The sequence below is a fragment of the Staphylococcus pseudintermedius genome, from assembly GCF_034042775.1.
Lineage (GTDB): Bacteria > Bacillota > Bacilli > Staphylococcales > Staphylococcaceae > Staphylococcus > Staphylococcus pseudintermedius.
Map to the genome: position 1 here is coordinate 1,424,025 of NZ_CP120150.1, position 16,384 is coordinate 1,440,408.

The window sequence follows — 16,384 nt, forward strand, 5'->3', positions numbered from 1 at the left end:
AACCTCCTTAGAAAATATATTAATTCCATTATAACGTTTTTTAACATCTTTTTGCATGTGAAATCATTACACCAGCCATTAAAAATCTAGTATAATGAAGGCTAAATACAAAAAGGAGGTTCATACATGGCCATTTTAGACATGCCAAACTATATTTGGATTACACTTCTCATTATGGTTGTTTTAACATTGTTTTGTACACTTGTCCTTAACAAATGGTTCTTTACAGCAATCATCATGTTCATTGTGCTTGGTGCTTTAGCATTCATTTTGCCAAACTTTAAACCGATTCGTTATGAACCTTTATTAGGATATGCTGCGTTTGTCGCAATATTGAGCTTAATTTTAAGCTTTATTTTATGGTTTATTACACGTGACTGGCGCAAAAAACGACAAATGAAAAAGTATGAGAAAGAACGCGCACACTTTGAACAACAACATCGTTCTTAATGATACGAACCCAGTGATATACACAAGTCATTGGGTTTTTGTGATGCGGACGTGATGAGATGCTATTGATTAACTGACTGAAGATAATAGGGTTAAAATGCTAACCAATATACAACTTCCTATAATATATATTATGTAAACTAAGAATTGGATTCAAATTTAACATTTTAATATATGTACATAACCAACTCATCAGTCATAAACGTGCCTTAATGATATTCGCAGCTTAAACATCAAAATTTATAACAAACAGTTTACATCATCTGGATAAGCGTTTCGATGTTAATGGCTGAATCATTCATATTAAAGCATTGTTGTAACAACAATATGTATAAATGTCATTGAAATGTGTATATGACCATTCAAACATACGTATTTGTACCTCAAATGTTAGCCTTCATCAGTCCTTAAATGACCGATTTTAAAACTAAATAATATTCTATAAGTTTACATAACATAAATATAGTTAATATGTATTTTCACTACTTTCTGCCAAAATATACATTAAAATTTCCAATTGCGCATTTTTCATCCAAAATAAAAAGCCAGTCGCTTTGCATTACACAAAGTACGGGCTTTTTATCGTTTGTTTACCGTTTAATTTTTGAGCGCAATCGATTTAACACATCAAATACGAAATATTTTACTTTATGAATTGGTTTATAGAAGTCTCCAACGAGCTCTTCAATTTGTACACCGAATCCACGTTTAAAGCGATACACACCATAGTCTTCACTATTCTCAGTGAAATCGCCTGATACGCCATAAAAGTTATAACGCTCATAACCATGGTCAAAGCAATAATTAATCATAAACCAATGCATCGCGTAAGGTCCCATAAAGTGATTGTATTTCTCACTAGAACCGCCAGAGAAGTAATTAATTTCATACGCATTCGCAAAATAAACACCTGCTGCTAAGTTTAAAACAGAGCCGTCCGTTTTACGCAATTCGCTAGCTTTTAACATCTCTTGTTGATCATGGTCGATTTGTTTATCTAATTCCGCAATTTTCTTAATTTGCTTATCCGACTTGTTTTCATTCGCCATCATTTGGTCACGGCGTGTTTCTTTGTCATTTAAACTTTCTTGCAACGACGTAATATACTCATCTAGATCAATATATGCTAATGGTACGAGCGCTTTATGACCATATGTGTTGATAAAGTTTTTAAAGTATTCGTCCGTTTTAGACACAAAACCTGCACGTTCTTCAGTTTCGCGATATAACTCTAAAAATTGATCAAATTCATCCACTTCAAGAAATCTTACTTTCACGCCAAAATTCGTCGCTTTATTAATATTACGTTTGCGCTGGCTATCGAATTGCTTCTTCAACGTTTGTGGTGTATGACCTTTTAAATCCAATACACCCATCCATCTCACTTGACTTGACGTATCATAGGATGTTGTAAAACCGTGATGACGGTAACCGTGTGACTTAAATAGCTGTACTAGCTTATCGTTAGGCATTTTGTCGCCCATGGGATGAATGTCTTTATCATACACTTGATAAATCCAATACGGGTCCATTTTGACATATAAACATTTATTTCTATTTAAATATTGGTCTAATTCCTTTAAATAAAAATCGGCTAATCCCAAATCGCTATAATCCATGACCGGACCACGATTTGAATAATATACATAACTTCCTGCTGTTGGAATTTTGGAAAATAAGCTCGCTGCTAAAACTTGGTTGTTGTCATCTTTCACGCCTAACAGTACCACTTGAAAATCGTCTGCTTCTCGTGTTGCAATATTTTCTTTTACCTGAAAATAATGACTTTCTAATGCAGGATTTTGAACAAATTGGTCGTATTCTTCAACTGTCAATTCTGTAAATTTCATACCAATAAATCCCCTTCTCTTCACTCATCTTATCTTGTAATCTTCTCTTTAAGCTGTTTTAACGTCGTATAAATCTTATAGACCGGTTTTCGAACGGGTTTAATAAAATCACCTACGTACTCAATGACATCTGCGTTATAACCTTTTTTAAATTTGACCACGCCAGCATCTTCCGCATCTTCAGTAAAGTGTCCACTAATGCCATAAAAGTTGTAACGTGGAATATGGTGTTCAATTGCGTAGTTAATCATTTCCCATTGAATGGCATAGCTTCCTGCAAAATGACGGAATTCATTTGCTGTGCCACCCGCATAATACACGACTTCAAACGGATTAATAATAAAGAAACCTGCTGATATCGGTAACGTGTCACCATGTTTCGCTTGTAATTGCTCCGCTTCTTGAATTTTAGCTTGATTCGCTTCTAACTGTTGCATTAAATTGTTCTTTTTATTCAATGATTTTTGGTTATCTGGGCGTTTCTCAAGTTCTTTTTCAGTTTTAGCAATTTGTTTATGGAAATCTTGCTCTTCAGATTTTAGCTCTGGTATATACGTTGTAAAATCGATGTAAGCTAAAGGTACGAGTACACGATCTTTATAGTGTTTGAGGCGGTGATAGTAAAAATCATCTTCACGGTCCACAAAGTCTTTTGTTTCCGACGTCTCTTCCATGAACGAACGGAAAATATGTAACTCATTTTCATCCAAAAAGCGCACTTTCACACCATTTTTTTGCACTTTTTTCGTATTACGCTTTCTCAAACTATCCATATTGTTCAGTATATCTTTCGTCGTTTTACCTTCAACATCTAATACAGAATGGAATCGAATTTGTCTCACTGTATCAAATCCCGTTGTAAAACCTTCGTGTTCAAAGCCGAGTTGTGTCATTTTGTCAAAGAACCAATCATTTTGGAATCGTTCAATCACTTCGCCATCATGATTGCGTTTTAACCTTGGCAAGTATGGGTCGACTCTGACATATAACGCATTGTATTTTTTAACATATTTTGCGAGTTCATTAAAAAAGAAATGAACGAGTTCTTGATTTTCATAATCCATCACAGGACCACGGTTCGTATAAAAGTATTTGAACACTTTCATGACGGGTACTGCAGTTAATAAACAAGCGGCTAATACTTGGTTATGATTATCTTTAATACCAACGAGATGTGTTTCGACACCTTCTGCCACCTTCAGCTCGTAGTTCCCTACCATTTGTGTAAAATGGCTGTATGGCATACTATCTGTGAACGCACCGAATTCTGCCGTCGTTAAATTTGTAAACTTCATTTTTAATACTCCTATTTCTCTTTATATCTTTTAGCGATATTACATTTCTGATATACCCTTATTACATTATCTTAAAAAGACATACAATCTTTTTCATTTCCCTCATAAACACCCTTATAGTCTTTCTACATTTTAACGTATTGTGTAACAATTCGCCAACAAGACGTGGTACGACTACAGTAATTTCGAAAAACAATAGGCCTCTAATAATGCTTGTGCTGCTTTAATCGAATCCAAATGCGTCCGTTCCATTGCATGAGAAGACTCAATACCTGCACCGAAAAGGGCGTGCTTTACATCTGCACCTGCTTTTAACGCCGCTGAAGCATCTGAGGCATAGAATGGGTAGAGATCCACTTTATACGGGATATTGTGTTTCTGACATAACGATACGAGATGATGACGTAGTTGTTTATGATACGGTCCTGAGGCATCTTGTGCACAAATCGACACCGTATATTCATCGGACGCTTGACCATCCCCTAATGCACCCATATCAAATGCTATAAACTCAACAACTTTTGGGTCAATATTTGAATTTGCGCCATAACCAATTTCTTCATTATTCGAAATATAAAACTGAATCGTATGCGGTAAACGGTCCTCACGATGACGATACTGTTTTAAAAATTCGATAATAATCGCAACACTGACTTTATCATCTAAATGACGCGACTTAATAAAACCTGAAGCTGTCACTTCTGTACGTGGATCAAAGCTTACAAAATCACCTACATCAATACCTAGCTCACGCGTTTCATCGGCTGACGTCACTTTCTCATCAATGCGGACTTCAATATGCTCTTGATTACGTGGAATTTCATGGTTATTCGCATAAACGTGTGGCGACGTTTCATGCAATAGTATTGTCCCTCGGTACGTCTGACCTGTTGTTGTTTCAATCGTACAGTATTCACCTTCAATTGCGTTGTAACGGAAACCACCAATTAACGCTAATCGAAGACGTCCATTATCTAAAATTTCTTTGACCATTGCGCCTAATGTATCTACATGCGCCGTAATACATTTTTTCTCTGTATCATCGTCGCCTTTTACTTCAATCAATAAGCCGCCCTTCCTCGTTAACTGTGTGTTATAACCATAAGCCTCCACGGTTTGCTGTACATACGCTATCGCACGATCCGCGTTACCTGATGGACTATTAATCGCAGTTAGAGCTGTTAAAGTTTCAATCACAGATTCATTCATTGATATGTCCTCCCTTGCCTCTTTGTTTCTATTGTACCGATGATTCTATAAAATCTCACGTATTCATATAAGTACTATTGCAATTAAACGCGTTAAAATGTTAAACTATGGCATATTTAATAAAAATAGAGGCGGTGTTAGCGTGACTCACGTGTTTTTTGTTGGTTTAGGCTTAATAGGAGGCAGTTTAGCAAGTAATATTCAATATTTTCATCCAGACATCACGATTTCAGCTTATGATGCACATTACGAACAATTAGAACGTGCCGTATCCATTGGCATTATCGATCAAGCATCTGCAGATTACGAATCGACTTTACAAGAAGCAGATATCGTTATCTTTGCAACACCTGTACAAACGACAGTGCAATATTTAAGCCAGCTTCCTCAAATGAAAACGAAATCTGGTTTAATTGTTACAGATACAGGGAGTACAAAATCTACTATTCAAGCATTTGAAAAGGAATTACTCTCGGCTGACATCCATCTTATCGGTGGGCATCCCATGGCAGGCAGTCATAAATCCGGTGTTCTGAATGCAAAAAAACATCTCTTTGAAAATGCCTACTATATCCTTGTTCATCAGTTAACAGAAAACCAAGAGGCCGCGCAACGTATTGAACATTTGCTTGCACCGACTCGCGCGCGTTTTATTCATTTAACTGCTGATGAACATGACCAAATTACAGGGGTTGTCAGCCATGTCCCTCATCTCATTGCTTCGAGTCTTGTACATTTAAATGCTTTTTACGCAGCGGACGTGCCATTAATTCAAGACTTAGCTGCAGGAGGCTTTAGAGATATTACACGTGTTGCAAGTAGTAACCCTGAGATGTGGCGCGACATATCCATTGAAAATAAAGCGCATATCGTTTCATCATTGAAGCAACTACAACAACAGCTTACTGAAACCGTGGATATGCTTGAACAAGGGCACGAGGAGGCGTTATATCAATTTTTCGACCAAGCTAAAACGTACCGTGATGGCCTACCTATTCGAGGTAAAGGTGCAATGCAAAGCACGTATGATCTTTACGTAGATATTCCTGATAAACCGGGGATGATTTCGAAAGTGACTGAAATATTAAGTCAGCATCAAATTTCTATACGGAACCTTCGAATTTTAGAAGTGCGTGAGGATATTTACGGTGCTTTACGTATTAGCTTTAAAAAGGCTGAAGACCGCGACGCAGCGATGACCGCGCTTTCTGATTTTGATACGTATTTAAGTTAACGTCCCACGGTGGTATTTATATGCACATTAGGCCTGAACTATTATCTCCAAGCCTAATGTGATACCATAACGGGGCTTTTTACATCTGATGCCCTGCCATTAATCCTAAACGACCGTATTTGGTACCCGCTTCAGTCAAGGAAATCGCTTTTGATACGACGCCTTTTCCATATTTGGTTTGTAACGCATCAATCGTTTTCGCCAACTTCTCTTGACGCAGTCGTTGAAATTCATCCGTAAACAAATCTAGATTGCGTTCGTTTTCATTCATCAATTGTGTAAGTGATACACTGAGCGTCCGATACAACGCTCCTTGATCACAATGCATGTCCGCTAAACGCTTCACTTCTTTATAAATGTCTTGATCTAAATTTGTTCCTGTATGTAACGTATACTGCTTCGTCACATGGCCGCCCTCTTTGTAACCCATAGAAAAATGAATCGTTCGTGCAATTTGCTGACGCGCTCTCAAACGTTGTGCCACATCTTCAATCAATTCTTGCATGACGACATGTGCTTCACGATACGTATAATCACGTAGCAAAATTTGACTTTTACATATCGAAGGATTAATGATTTGATACGCCTCATTCATCCGACTTTGATCTATCCCGTGTGCATGTAGATGCCAATCCACCCCTAAAATACCGAAGTCCCGCTTCAAATATTCATATGGATAGTGTGCCAGTTGTCCAATTTTAAATATCCCTCTTTGATTTAATTTCTTCTCTGTCTTTTTACCAATACCCCAAAACGAACTGAGCGGCGTAATTTCCCACACTTTGTCAGGTACATCTTGATAACGCCATTCCGCAATATCATCCGGATGTTTTTTCGCCTCATGATCCAGTGCTAATTTACTGAGCAACATATTCGAGCCAATCCCTATCGCGCAATGCACTTTCGTTTCATCATAAATTTCTTTAATCAGACGCTCACAAAACGTATGTAACGTCGTATTGAAGTGATAATAACTCTTTGTCACATCCATAAAGAACTCATCAATGCTGTACTGATGTAAATCTTCAGGCGGCACATAGCGGAGTGCAATTTCAGAAATTTTAAGCGACACTTCCAAATAACGCCGCATACTCGGATTAATAATATAAATGTCATTATGATGTGGAATTTCAAACAAACGCGAACCTGTCTGAATCCCCATCGCTTTCAGAGAAGGTGTCGCAGCAAGTACAACAGACCCTTGCCTTTTCGTATCTGCAACGACTGCGAGTTTTGTCGTCAATGGATCGAGCCCTTTCTCAATACAAGACACACTCGCAAAAAAACTTTTTTGATCAATACATAGAATGTCCCTATCTTCTAATAAATGATAATCATACATCACATTTCACCCTTACTTATCAACCTGATGTTTTTAGTATACACGAACACTTGTTCTATAATCAAGTTAAAACGAATGTACGTTCTGTTAATCATAAAAAAAGGTAGCTACGGTAATATAGGACCGCATCTACCTTAAAGTCATGCCATTAACGATGATATGGAATGACCGCTTCAGTTTCCTCATCAACGCCATAATCAATATAAACATGTGTATTGAGGTAAACATGACTTTTATCAGATTTGAAATTCAATGTATCAGGGTGAAAATGAAATGGAATCTCTTTTTCTTCACCGACATCAATGATAAACGCTTCGTCTATCTCAAAGCGATTCAATTCATGCGAAATCGTTGTAAAATCACTCGTTTCATCATCATTCTCATATTTTTCAATCATCGTTAATACGATATGATTCACTTTTTGATCACTTTGCCCTGCTTTTAAATGGATTGTTCCGGCAATCGCATCAGATACATCAAACGTTTGCTGTTCTAATCGAATAAACACTTTCATACCATTGATGCCTAGAGATGTTAATACGTTGTCAAAACCCATAAAATCCCTCCATATTTCATTTCTTTACTCTTATCATACCGGGTAATGATTCTATCGTGCAACTATGAGGGAAAATGGTATAATATAGGTAAAGTATTAGGAGGTAGGAACATGCCAATAGTAACAGTTCAATTATTAGAGGGGCGCAGTGACGAACAATTAAAAAATTTAGTTAAAGAAGTGACAGATGCTGTGGAAAGTACAACCAATGCTGACCGTAGTGCAATTTCTGTAGTCATTCAAGAAATGAAAAAAGAACATTACGGTGTCGCTGGCGTACGTAAATCTGACCAATAAAATCAAAGCACATACAAAACGAGCCTGAGCGAAACACTCAGACTCGTTTTATACTTTAGTCTTCCAAAAAGGCTTTAATTCTCTTTTTATTTTCAGCTTTATCAATACCTAAAGCTGATCCCCCATCATTCGTCGTAATATTTTCATAGCTGCCTTTTACGGGTACACTGAGGGTTTTAATATCTTTATCTCCTCGAACGATAAAACTGAATCCTGTTTGATAAATCGTTGAATCCGGCATATCGGTACTCACATAACCACGCATAATACCTGCGAGCTTCGGTGCTTTGAAAATAGATGAAGGTTGAACCAATTGCTGCTTTAATGCCGTCATGACTTGCTGTTGTCTTCGCACACGCCCAAAGTCACCTTCTGGGTCATTACGAAAACGCGCATAACCAAGCAACTCTTTACCATTTAAGCGATGATTCCCTTTTTTCAAAGATACACCAATTTTTTCGGACATATCTTTTTCTACGTTAATCGGTATACCTTTTGGCGCAAGCTCATCAATCATAGCTTCAAAACCTTTAAAATCTAAAGTGGCGTAATATTCCGGATCAATCCCTAAGTTCGACTTTAACGTTTGGCGCAATAGCTCAGGCCCACCTAACGAATAAGCCGCATTAATTTTATAACTGTTGTATCCAGGAATATCGGCATAAATATCACGCATCACAGAGACGATTTTCATATCTTTCTTAATATAGTCATATTGTGCGACCATAATCGAGTCAGTACGTGATACCCCACCATCTTCACGGTCAGCACCTAAAATGAGTACGGTTGCTTTACCATCATTTTTTGATGCGCCATTGAATTTGTGTATCTTTGGAGCTTGATGCTTGTCCTTAGCAACTTCAAGTCCGTTTTTGTAACTTGAAACAGCATACACGACAGAAACAAGAATGATAAGGATCAACGCCAATATCACAAATGGCAGTTTTCGTATCTTTCTCTTTTTTCGACGTTTCAATGTTTTCTCAGAAGAGTTTGAGGTGCTACGATTCAAATTGTTTTCTTTCATCTTATCAACCTTATATCTTCAAAATTGTGTACTTATGTATTATAATTAATACACACTAACGTTATATAAATTTATTTTAAAAATCAAGTAAAAACAATAAAAATGGTACCAAGGTCTCATATAGGGAAGGATGTTTAGATGAATATCAACACAGCATATTTCGCAGGCGGTTGTTTTTGGTGTATGACGCAGCCGTTCGATCAAAACGAAGGCATTGAAAAGGTAAAGTCTGGATATATGGGCGGGCACGTAGATCATCCGACATATGAACAAGTGAAATCAGGCGATACAGGACACTATGAAACTGTAAAAATCGAATATGATGTCGCGCTTTTTTCTTACCAAAAGCTGTTAGAAATTTTCTTCTCAGTAATCGATCCGACAGATGACGGTGGCCAATTCCAAGACCGTGGTTCACAATATCGTACTGCAATTTTTTATACTAATGAAGATCAACGTCAAGTGGCTGAAGCGTATATTGCTTCATTAGAGGGCACATTCAATCACGACAAAGCGATTGCAACAAAAGTGTTACCTGCTTCAGAATTTTATGAAGCAGAAGCCTACCACCAAGATTTTTATAAAAAGCAACCTGAGCGTTTTGCACAACAAGAAGCAGAACGTGAAGCTTATGCTAAAGAACACGGCATTCAATAACATATGCAAAAAGGCTAGGAAAACTTAATGTCCTAGCCTTTTTCTGTTATACACCATGAAAAAGCACCTTCATGATACCACCATAAAATTGTACACACCTGTTTAAATACACCCGCTATCATTCAAGGGCTTGGGCATAGAAAACTTTAAACCTCAATCCATACATAAATTTAGGAAGGGCAAGTTTAACAAAAATAACGCAACGATAGCATCAAAAACTTTTATGTCCAAGTCCCTAATTTAAATCTATATTTTCTTTTTACGAATCACCCGTGTGACTTTCAACAAACTCTCCCACGCGTTTTGACCCCGGTGATAAATGAGAAAACGTGATTCCCAGTCCGGATTAAATTTACTTTTATATTGACGCAAGCCTTGAAAACTATACAAACCATTAAAATGTTCGTAAAAACGGCCAGCAAACTTTTCTCTTAAGTGACCATATGGCACTTGACCAACATTTGACAAAGTTGCCATGCCCATATTAAAGCGTTCGTAACCTTCTGCTTGTGCCCACAAAATCATATGCAAATAAAGCGCATCCATAAACGGCAATCCCAAAGACTTATCCCAACGAATTAAGTCGACCGACACCGTTGTTGAACCTTCTACAGGCATCAATGTACAAAACGCATCGATACGACCTTCTTCATTTTTCAACACAGCAACGGGTGCCGCATTGACATAAGAAGGTGTAAAACGACCGACTGAGAAATAAAATTCTTGCTGTTTCCCTAACCAATTACGACTAATGTCATGGAGACGTTCGTATGTCGCTTCATCTAACGGTGTATCGAGAATCTCAAACTGATAACCTAACGACTCTAATTTATTTAATGTCGCACGGAAACCACGTCGCTTCTTCCCTGCAACGGTAAAGTCAGATACTGGAATGAGCGCTTCTTCACCCAATTTAAAAAACTGATTGCCGAAATCATGATATAACGTCAAATAATTATTAGAAACTTGATAAAAAATGACATCGCCACCTAAATACGTTGCATATTCATAAAACTCGGTTAACAGTGAATAGAAGTCCGAACTGTTACCCACTGGATCACCAAGTACAATAAATGAACTGCGATCGTGACGGTACATGATAAATGCCGTTTTCTGTTCGTTCACAAACACAAGCTTGTCTTCACTATACAACAAATGACTCAGTAGATGGCCACCATATTGCTTTAAAATGGCACTGGCAATTTGTCGATCATGCAACTCTCTTGGACGACGATAATTCCATTCAAAGATATAAATGAGCACAACTACCAAAATCGTCATACCGATAATCGACAACCAAAACGTCGAACGCAGCAAGAAGAAATCAACTTTAGGCGGTAACACATCAAGTGCGAATAAAAAATCACGCACGATGATTTGATTGAAGTATAGCAAAATGACACTAATGACGACCATCGCTAATATACCTTTCATGCGTACAGGTCGTTTCAATACACGTGATTTACGATAAGCAAAAATCAATGCCGCTAAAATTAAGACAATGATCACAACTAACAATGATAATCCGTACACGTATAAATTAGATAGTAACAAGATAATCATCGCTACAATCGCAAATAAAATCGCGCGTTTACTTCGTGCAACAATTCCGCGTAAATTGAGTAATAAAATCAAACTCGCACTAACGTTGAATATGTACAACAATGTAAACAATAAATGAGGTTTTTTGTTAGCTGCATCAAAAATAATAGAGAAATTGTTAAGTAATAAAATCAAACTCATCATAAAGACTAATGTACTCAATGCTAATGATGGTACTAAGCCAACTAAGTCTTTTTGAAACGATTTTAAAAACCCAGACAATTCTTTAGCCGGTAAAAAGTATTTGGATTCAAGCATATATTTACGTGCTGCTGTACCAAATTCAAATACAGTTAAGACAAGCGCAATGAGTAACGGGAAGAAATAATACGCAAAACGATAAAGTAATAACCCTAAAACGACCTTTTCTTCCGCTACTCCGAGTTGTTGTAGTCCAAGTAAGACGATGAGGTCAAACGCCCCAAAGCCTCCAGGAATAAACGACAACAGACCTGAAATCGCCGCAACAATGAAAATACTTAACACGATTGGAAATGAAACATTCACGCCTACAAGCATAAAAGAGCAGTAAAGCACGATACTCGCAAGCAACCATTCCATGCTCGATACAAAAGTGAATACGGAACCTAACCAACGCGCAGACCGATCAACCGGTGATACCCATGAAATAATAATAAAAACGGGTAATAAAAACGCTACAATATAGAGAAAAACAGTAAACCATACCGATGTCCGATCTAAAAAACTAACATCTAAGACATGCGTCACAATGAGTATGGATAAAAAACTTAAACCTGTTAACATGGACGTCAACATGTATGAAACGAATTTGACTAACTTTTTACGTTCAGTCGTATACGAACCATAAAACCACAATCGTACGCTCGCACCAATAAAACCGCCAAAACCGATAATATTGTTGAACGCATTAATAATATAGCCGACACGTAATGATTTAAATTTTGATAAAGATAACTTAAAGCGTATCGTCAAAATCACATCATAAAGTGATAACAAAATCACCGAACTCCCGCCGAGTAAAAAAAGACTGAACGTTTCCATTCGGCTAATTCCATTAAATAAAAGAAAGACACGTTTAAAATCAATATGTGCTAATTCTCGTCCTAATATGATAGAAATCGTTACAATCAAAAAGAGTATAAACGCAATTTTGAAATATTTTAACCAAAGCTGTTTTGTCATGAATAGGGGTCCTTTCTTTAGTGTAATGACTGTGTATGCTTATAAAAAGAGATTGAGCTTCACAAAACCGCCCAATCTCGTCATGTTACACTCATTTAATCTTTACTATATTCCTCTTTAGGCATCTCATAAGGGCCTGCATCATCCGCATAATATTTATTGTAGCGACGTTTGAACAGTAGGAAGATATGCGAAACAAGTACTTTTAAAATTGCATAACTTGGAATCCCAAGAATGACGCCGACAACGCCGAGTAAGTTCCCAGCACTTAAAAGCACAAAGATAATCGTTAAAGGATGAATCTTCAGGGTTTTACCCATAATATTAGGTGAAATAAAGTGCCCTTCAATAAACTGTACTGCCGTCCATACCACAATCAACTTAATCAACATAAACGGTGATGTAATAATTGAAATGATAATCGCTGGCGAAATAGCAATCGTAGGCCCTAAATAAGGTACTACACTCGTAACAGCTGCGATACTGGCTAAAATTAAAGCATAGTCTAAACCGATAATCGAATAACCAATAAACAGTAAAATACCGATACAAAATGACACGATAATTTGTCCTTGAATGTATGAGCCGACTTGTTCACTCATTTTATCCAACAAATCGTGTACATCTTTACGAAATTTTGGCGGTACAATTTTATTTGAAAACTCTTTAAAACGATGACCATCTTTTAACATGAAGAATAACACAAACGGTACCGTAATGATAACGACTGTAATATTCACGACAGCTTCAGCGAAAACACGAATTTTAGAACTCAAGCCATCTGCAAAAGTAGGGATCTTCTCCTGCAAACCAGTCACAGCCTTTTCAATTTGTGAATAGTAATCCGATAAAAACGGAATGTGCATCATGTTGTTAGCGAATGATGTCAATTTGTTTAAATAATTCGGGAAATTGTCCATCAAGCGATCAAATTGAAAAGATACAATCGGAATTAGCAAGTTCACTGCGATAGTAATCATACCAATGATTCCTAAAAACAAAATCGTAATGCCCCAAATACGGTTAATATTGTATCGTTCCATCAAATTAATGACAGGATTGAATAAGTAATACAGAATGAGCGCGATAATAATCGGTGCTGCAATCGTATTAAAAATGATAATAAAGGGTTGAAAAATATATGAAACGCGATCGAATATAAAAATCACAATTCCAACTAAAATAAAAACGAGTAACGCAAAAATGAGATCTTTGCCTCCGAAAAACTTCATGAAACGGCTTTCTCGGATATCAATGTTTTTTGAAACTCCATTTTGCTTATGTTGATTTTCAGACATATCATTCACCAAGCCTTTTCGAAATTACTTATAGTTTATCGTTTTTCACGTCAGATTGAAACTTAAAACCTATTATATCAAAGTATTTTTCTAGGTACGCCGTTTTAATGACATCATCTATTCATTTCAGTCGTATGTATCTTTCAAATAATCGGACAAGATCTCGAAGTTTCATCACGTACACACCAAATGAATGCACAGTAAGTACGAAGCGAAGAGAATAAACGCAAAAAAGACTAGGACAACATCCTAGCCTCTTTGTTAGTTACAACTTAGATTTCAAATAACTTGTCACCATGTTTGACATCTTTCGCCTCTGTAAATTTTAACGCTGTCACTTCGGATTGCGTCACAATAATCGGCGTGATATCACTTTTCGCAGATGCGCGGATAAGCTCTAAGTCCACTGTCATTAAATGATCGCCCGCTTTTATCGTTTGACCTTCTTCAACATGAACTGTAAACCCTTCACCGTTTAATTTTACAGTATCTAAACCAACATGAATCAATAATTCTAAACCATTGTCAGACACTAGGCCGAATGCATGTTTAGTTGGGAAAATCATTTGAATCTTACCATCAAATGGTGCATACACTTCACCACTCGTTGGACGAATTGCAATCCCTTCACCCATCATTTTTTCACTAAAGACTTGATCGGGTACTTCAGATAATGGTACAACCTCACCATCCATTGGCGCGACAACTTGTCCTGTTTTCGTAACAGCCGTCGTGTCTGCAGCTTCATCAATCACAACTGCTTCGTCCTTATCTTCATCTAAATCTACAGGGTGTTGTACAGCTTGACCTGACATAATTTGTTGCATTTCGTGTTTGATTTGGTCTGATTTCGGTCCGAAAATCGCTTGCATATTGTTGCCGACTTCTAAAACACCTGAAGCACCTAAATCTTTCAAACGTGCTACGTCGACTTTTGATTTATCGTTCACTTCAACACGTAATCTTGTAATACATGCATCTAAATGCTTGATGTTATCTTTGTCACCCATCGCTTGTAATACAGCATAAGGCAATTCGCTTGCAGTCGTTTTCGTCGTTTCAGTTTGTTTATCCTCACGTCCTGGCGTTTTGTAATTCATCTTCGTAATTAAGAAGCGGAAGATTGAATAGTAAATAACACCATACACAAGTCCGACTGGAATCACGAGCCACCAATGCGTTTTATTTGGCAAGATACCGAGTAATACAAAGTCGATAAAGCCACCAGAGAATGTGTAACCTAAATGTAAATCAAGCAAGTATAAAATTAAGAAACTTAAACCGTCTAATATAGCATGAATAAAGAATAATAATGGTGCTACAAATAAAAATGAAAACTCTAATGGTTCTGTAATACCTGTTAAGAATGATGTTAATGCTGCTGAACCCATCAAACCGGCAACTACTTTTTTGTTTTCAGGTTTTGCAGTATGATAAATCGCTAATGCTGCAGCTGGTAAACCGAACATCATTACTGGGAATTCACCTTGCATGAATTTACCTGCTGTTAAGTTTGTACCTTCACGAATTTGTTCGATAAAGATACGTTGGTCACCACGAATAATTTCACCCGCCATATTTGTATATGAACCAAATTCAAACCAGAATGGCGCATGGAAAATATGGTGTAAACCGAATGGAATTAATAAACGCTTAATAAAACCAAATAAAAAGACTGCTAAACCCGTGTTGGAATCTAATAACCCTTCACTGAATGCGTTTAAACCATTTTGAATCACTGGCCAAACGAGTGCCATTGGGAATGCAAGTAAAAATGATGTTGTCGCCATCACAATTGGTACAAATCGTTTTCCTGCAAAGAAGCCAAGATATGACGGTAACGAAATGTTATAAAACTTGTTGTAACACCATGCCGCGAGAGCACCGATAATGATACCCCCGAACACCCCTGTTTGTAATGTCGGAATACCTAAGACGCTCGCATAACCTTTCGCAGCGTCACCCACGTTGTCAGGAGTAACCCCTAAAAATTCACCCATCGTTTTGTTCAAAATGATAAAACCAACGAAAGCTGCAATGGCTGCAACCCCGTCACCGCCTGCTAAACCAATCGCAACACCCATAGCAAAAATAATTGGCAAGTTTTCAAAAATGATACTACCGGCTGCTGCCATCATTTCTGCGACGTTTTGTACCCCATCAGCTTGAATGAATGGTAAATACGATTGCAGTTGTTCCCCTTGTAATGCTGCACCGAATGCGAGTAACAAACCGGCAGCTGGTAAAATAGCAACAGGTAACATTAATGCTTTACCGATACGTTGCAATTGTCCAAATAGTTTTTTCCTCACTGTAAGCCCTCCTATTTTGTTGACACAACACAAAAAATGCATGAGTAAAAAGCTGCGAGCGTTTTGCCCACAATTTTCAACTCATGCCTAA

At 37.3% G+C, this 16,384-nt stretch carries 13 protein-coding genes; 4 read left to right on the forward strand and 9 right to left on the reverse strand.

Annotated features, from left to right (window positions below):
* Positions 1–126: 126 nt before the first annotated feature.
* Positions 127–450 (forward strand): hypothetical protein, encoded by a 324-nt coding sequence (locus P3U61_RS06810; RefSeq protein WP_099997523.1) that lies wholly within the window; start codon positions 127–129, stop codon positions 448–450.
* Between the two features lie 590 nt (positions 451–1,040).
* On the opposite strand, the gene P3U61_RS06815 is transcribed toward P3U61_RS06810, so the two are convergent.
* The 3 genes from P3U61_RS06815 to P3U61_RS06825 form a co-directional block, all read right to left on the reverse strand.
* Positions 1,041–2,300, reverse strand: a complete 1,260-nt coding sequence (locus P3U61_RS06815) for an aminoacyltransferase (RefSeq protein WP_014613960.1) — start codon at positions 2,298–2,300, stop codon at positions 1,041–1,043.
* A 29-nt stretch (positions 2,301–2,329) separates the two neighbouring features.
* On the reverse strand, positions 2,330–3,595 hold the full coding sequence (locus P3U61_RS06820) for an aminoacyltransferase (protein WP_099991918.1): 1,266 nt from the start codon (positions 3,593–3,595) through the stop codon (positions 2,330–2,332).
* A 174-nt stretch (positions 3,596–3,769) separates the two neighbouring features.
* On the reverse strand, positions 3,770–4,804 hold the full coding sequence (locus tag P3U61_RS06825; RefSeq protein WP_099987082.1) for a M42 family metallopeptidase: 1,035 nt from the start codon (positions 4,802–4,804) through the stop codon (positions 3,770–3,772).
* Between the two features lie 142 nt (positions 4,805–4,946).
* Between P3U61_RS06825 and P3U61_RS06830 the strand changes: the two genes are divergently transcribed.
* Positions 4,947–6,038 (forward strand): prephenate dehydrogenase, encoded by a 1,092-nt coding sequence (locus P3U61_RS06830; RefSeq protein ID WP_014613963.1) that lies wholly within the window; start codon positions 4,947–4,949, stop codon positions 6,036–6,038.
* A 79-nt stretch (positions 6,039–6,117) separates the two neighbouring features.
* Here P3U61_RS06830 and P3U61_RS06835 read toward each other — a convergent pair whose 3' ends face one another.
* Together P3U61_RS06835 and P3U61_RS06840 are read right to left on the reverse strand one after the other, a co-directional pair.
* Positions 6,118–7,380: a Y-family DNA polymerase gene (locus P3U61_RS06835; protein ID WP_014613964.1), complete on the reverse strand. Its 1,263-nt coding sequence runs from the start codon at positions 7,378–7,380 to the stop codon at positions 6,118–6,120.
* 148 nt (positions 7,381–7,528) lie between these two features.
* Positions 7,529–7,936 carry a sporulation protein gene (locus P3U61_RS06840; protein WP_014613965.1) on the reverse strand — a complete coding sequence of 136 codons (408 nt, stop codon included), beginning with the start codon at positions 7,934–7,936 and terminating at the stop codon, positions 7,529–7,531.
* Positions 7,937–8,047: 111 nt separating this feature from the next.
* On the opposite strand from P3U61_RS06840, the gene P3U61_RS06845 reads away from it, so the two are divergent.
* The gene (locus P3U61_RS06845) at positions 8,048–8,233 is read left to right on the forward strand and encodes a 2-hydroxymuconate tautomerase (protein WP_015729095.1); all 186 of its coding nucleotides are present in this window, start codon (positions 8,048–8,050) and stop codon (positions 8,231–8,233) included.
* 55 nt (positions 8,234–8,288) lie between these two features.
* Here the strand turns inward: P3U61_RS06845 and P3U61_RS06850 are convergent, their stop codons facing one another.
* A complete protein-coding gene (locus P3U61_RS06850) occupies positions 8,289–9,260 on the reverse strand; it encodes an LCP family protein (RefSeq protein WP_014613967.1) in 972 nt (323 codons plus the stop codon).
* Between the two features lie 138 nt (positions 9,261–9,398).
* Between P3U61_RS06850 and msrA the strand changes: the two genes are divergently transcribed.
* Complete coding sequence (gene msrA, locus P3U61_RS06855; protein WP_014613968.1) at positions 9,399–9,917, forward strand: peptide-methionine (S)-S-oxide reductase MsrA; 519 nt, start codon at positions 9,399–9,401, stop codon at positions 9,915–9,917.
* 246 nt (positions 9,918–10,163) lie between these two features.
* Here the strand turns inward: msrA and mprF are convergent, their stop codons facing one another.
* The 3 genes from mprF to ptsG form a co-directional block, all read right to left on the reverse strand.
* Positions 10,164–12,683: a bifunctional lysylphosphatidylglycerol flippase/synthetase MprF gene (gene mprF, locus P3U61_RS06860; RefSeq protein ID WP_099991920.1), complete on the reverse strand. Its 2,520-nt coding sequence runs from the start codon at positions 12,681–12,683 to the stop codon at positions 10,164–10,166.
* Between the two features lie 95 nt (positions 12,684–12,778).
* Entirely contained in the window at positions 12,779–13,981 is a 1,203-nt protein-coding gene (locus tag P3U61_RS06865) for an AI-2E family transporter (RefSeq protein WP_015729093.1), read from the reverse strand.
* A 272-nt stretch (positions 13,982–14,253) separates the two neighbouring features.
* The gene (gene ptsG, locus P3U61_RS06870) at positions 14,254–16,293 is read right to left on the reverse strand and encodes a glucose-specific PTS transporter subunit IIBC (protein ID WP_014613971.1); all 2,040 of its coding nucleotides are present in this window, start codon (positions 16,291–16,293) and stop codon (positions 14,254–14,256) included.
* Positions 16,294–16,384 lie beyond the last annotated feature (91 nt).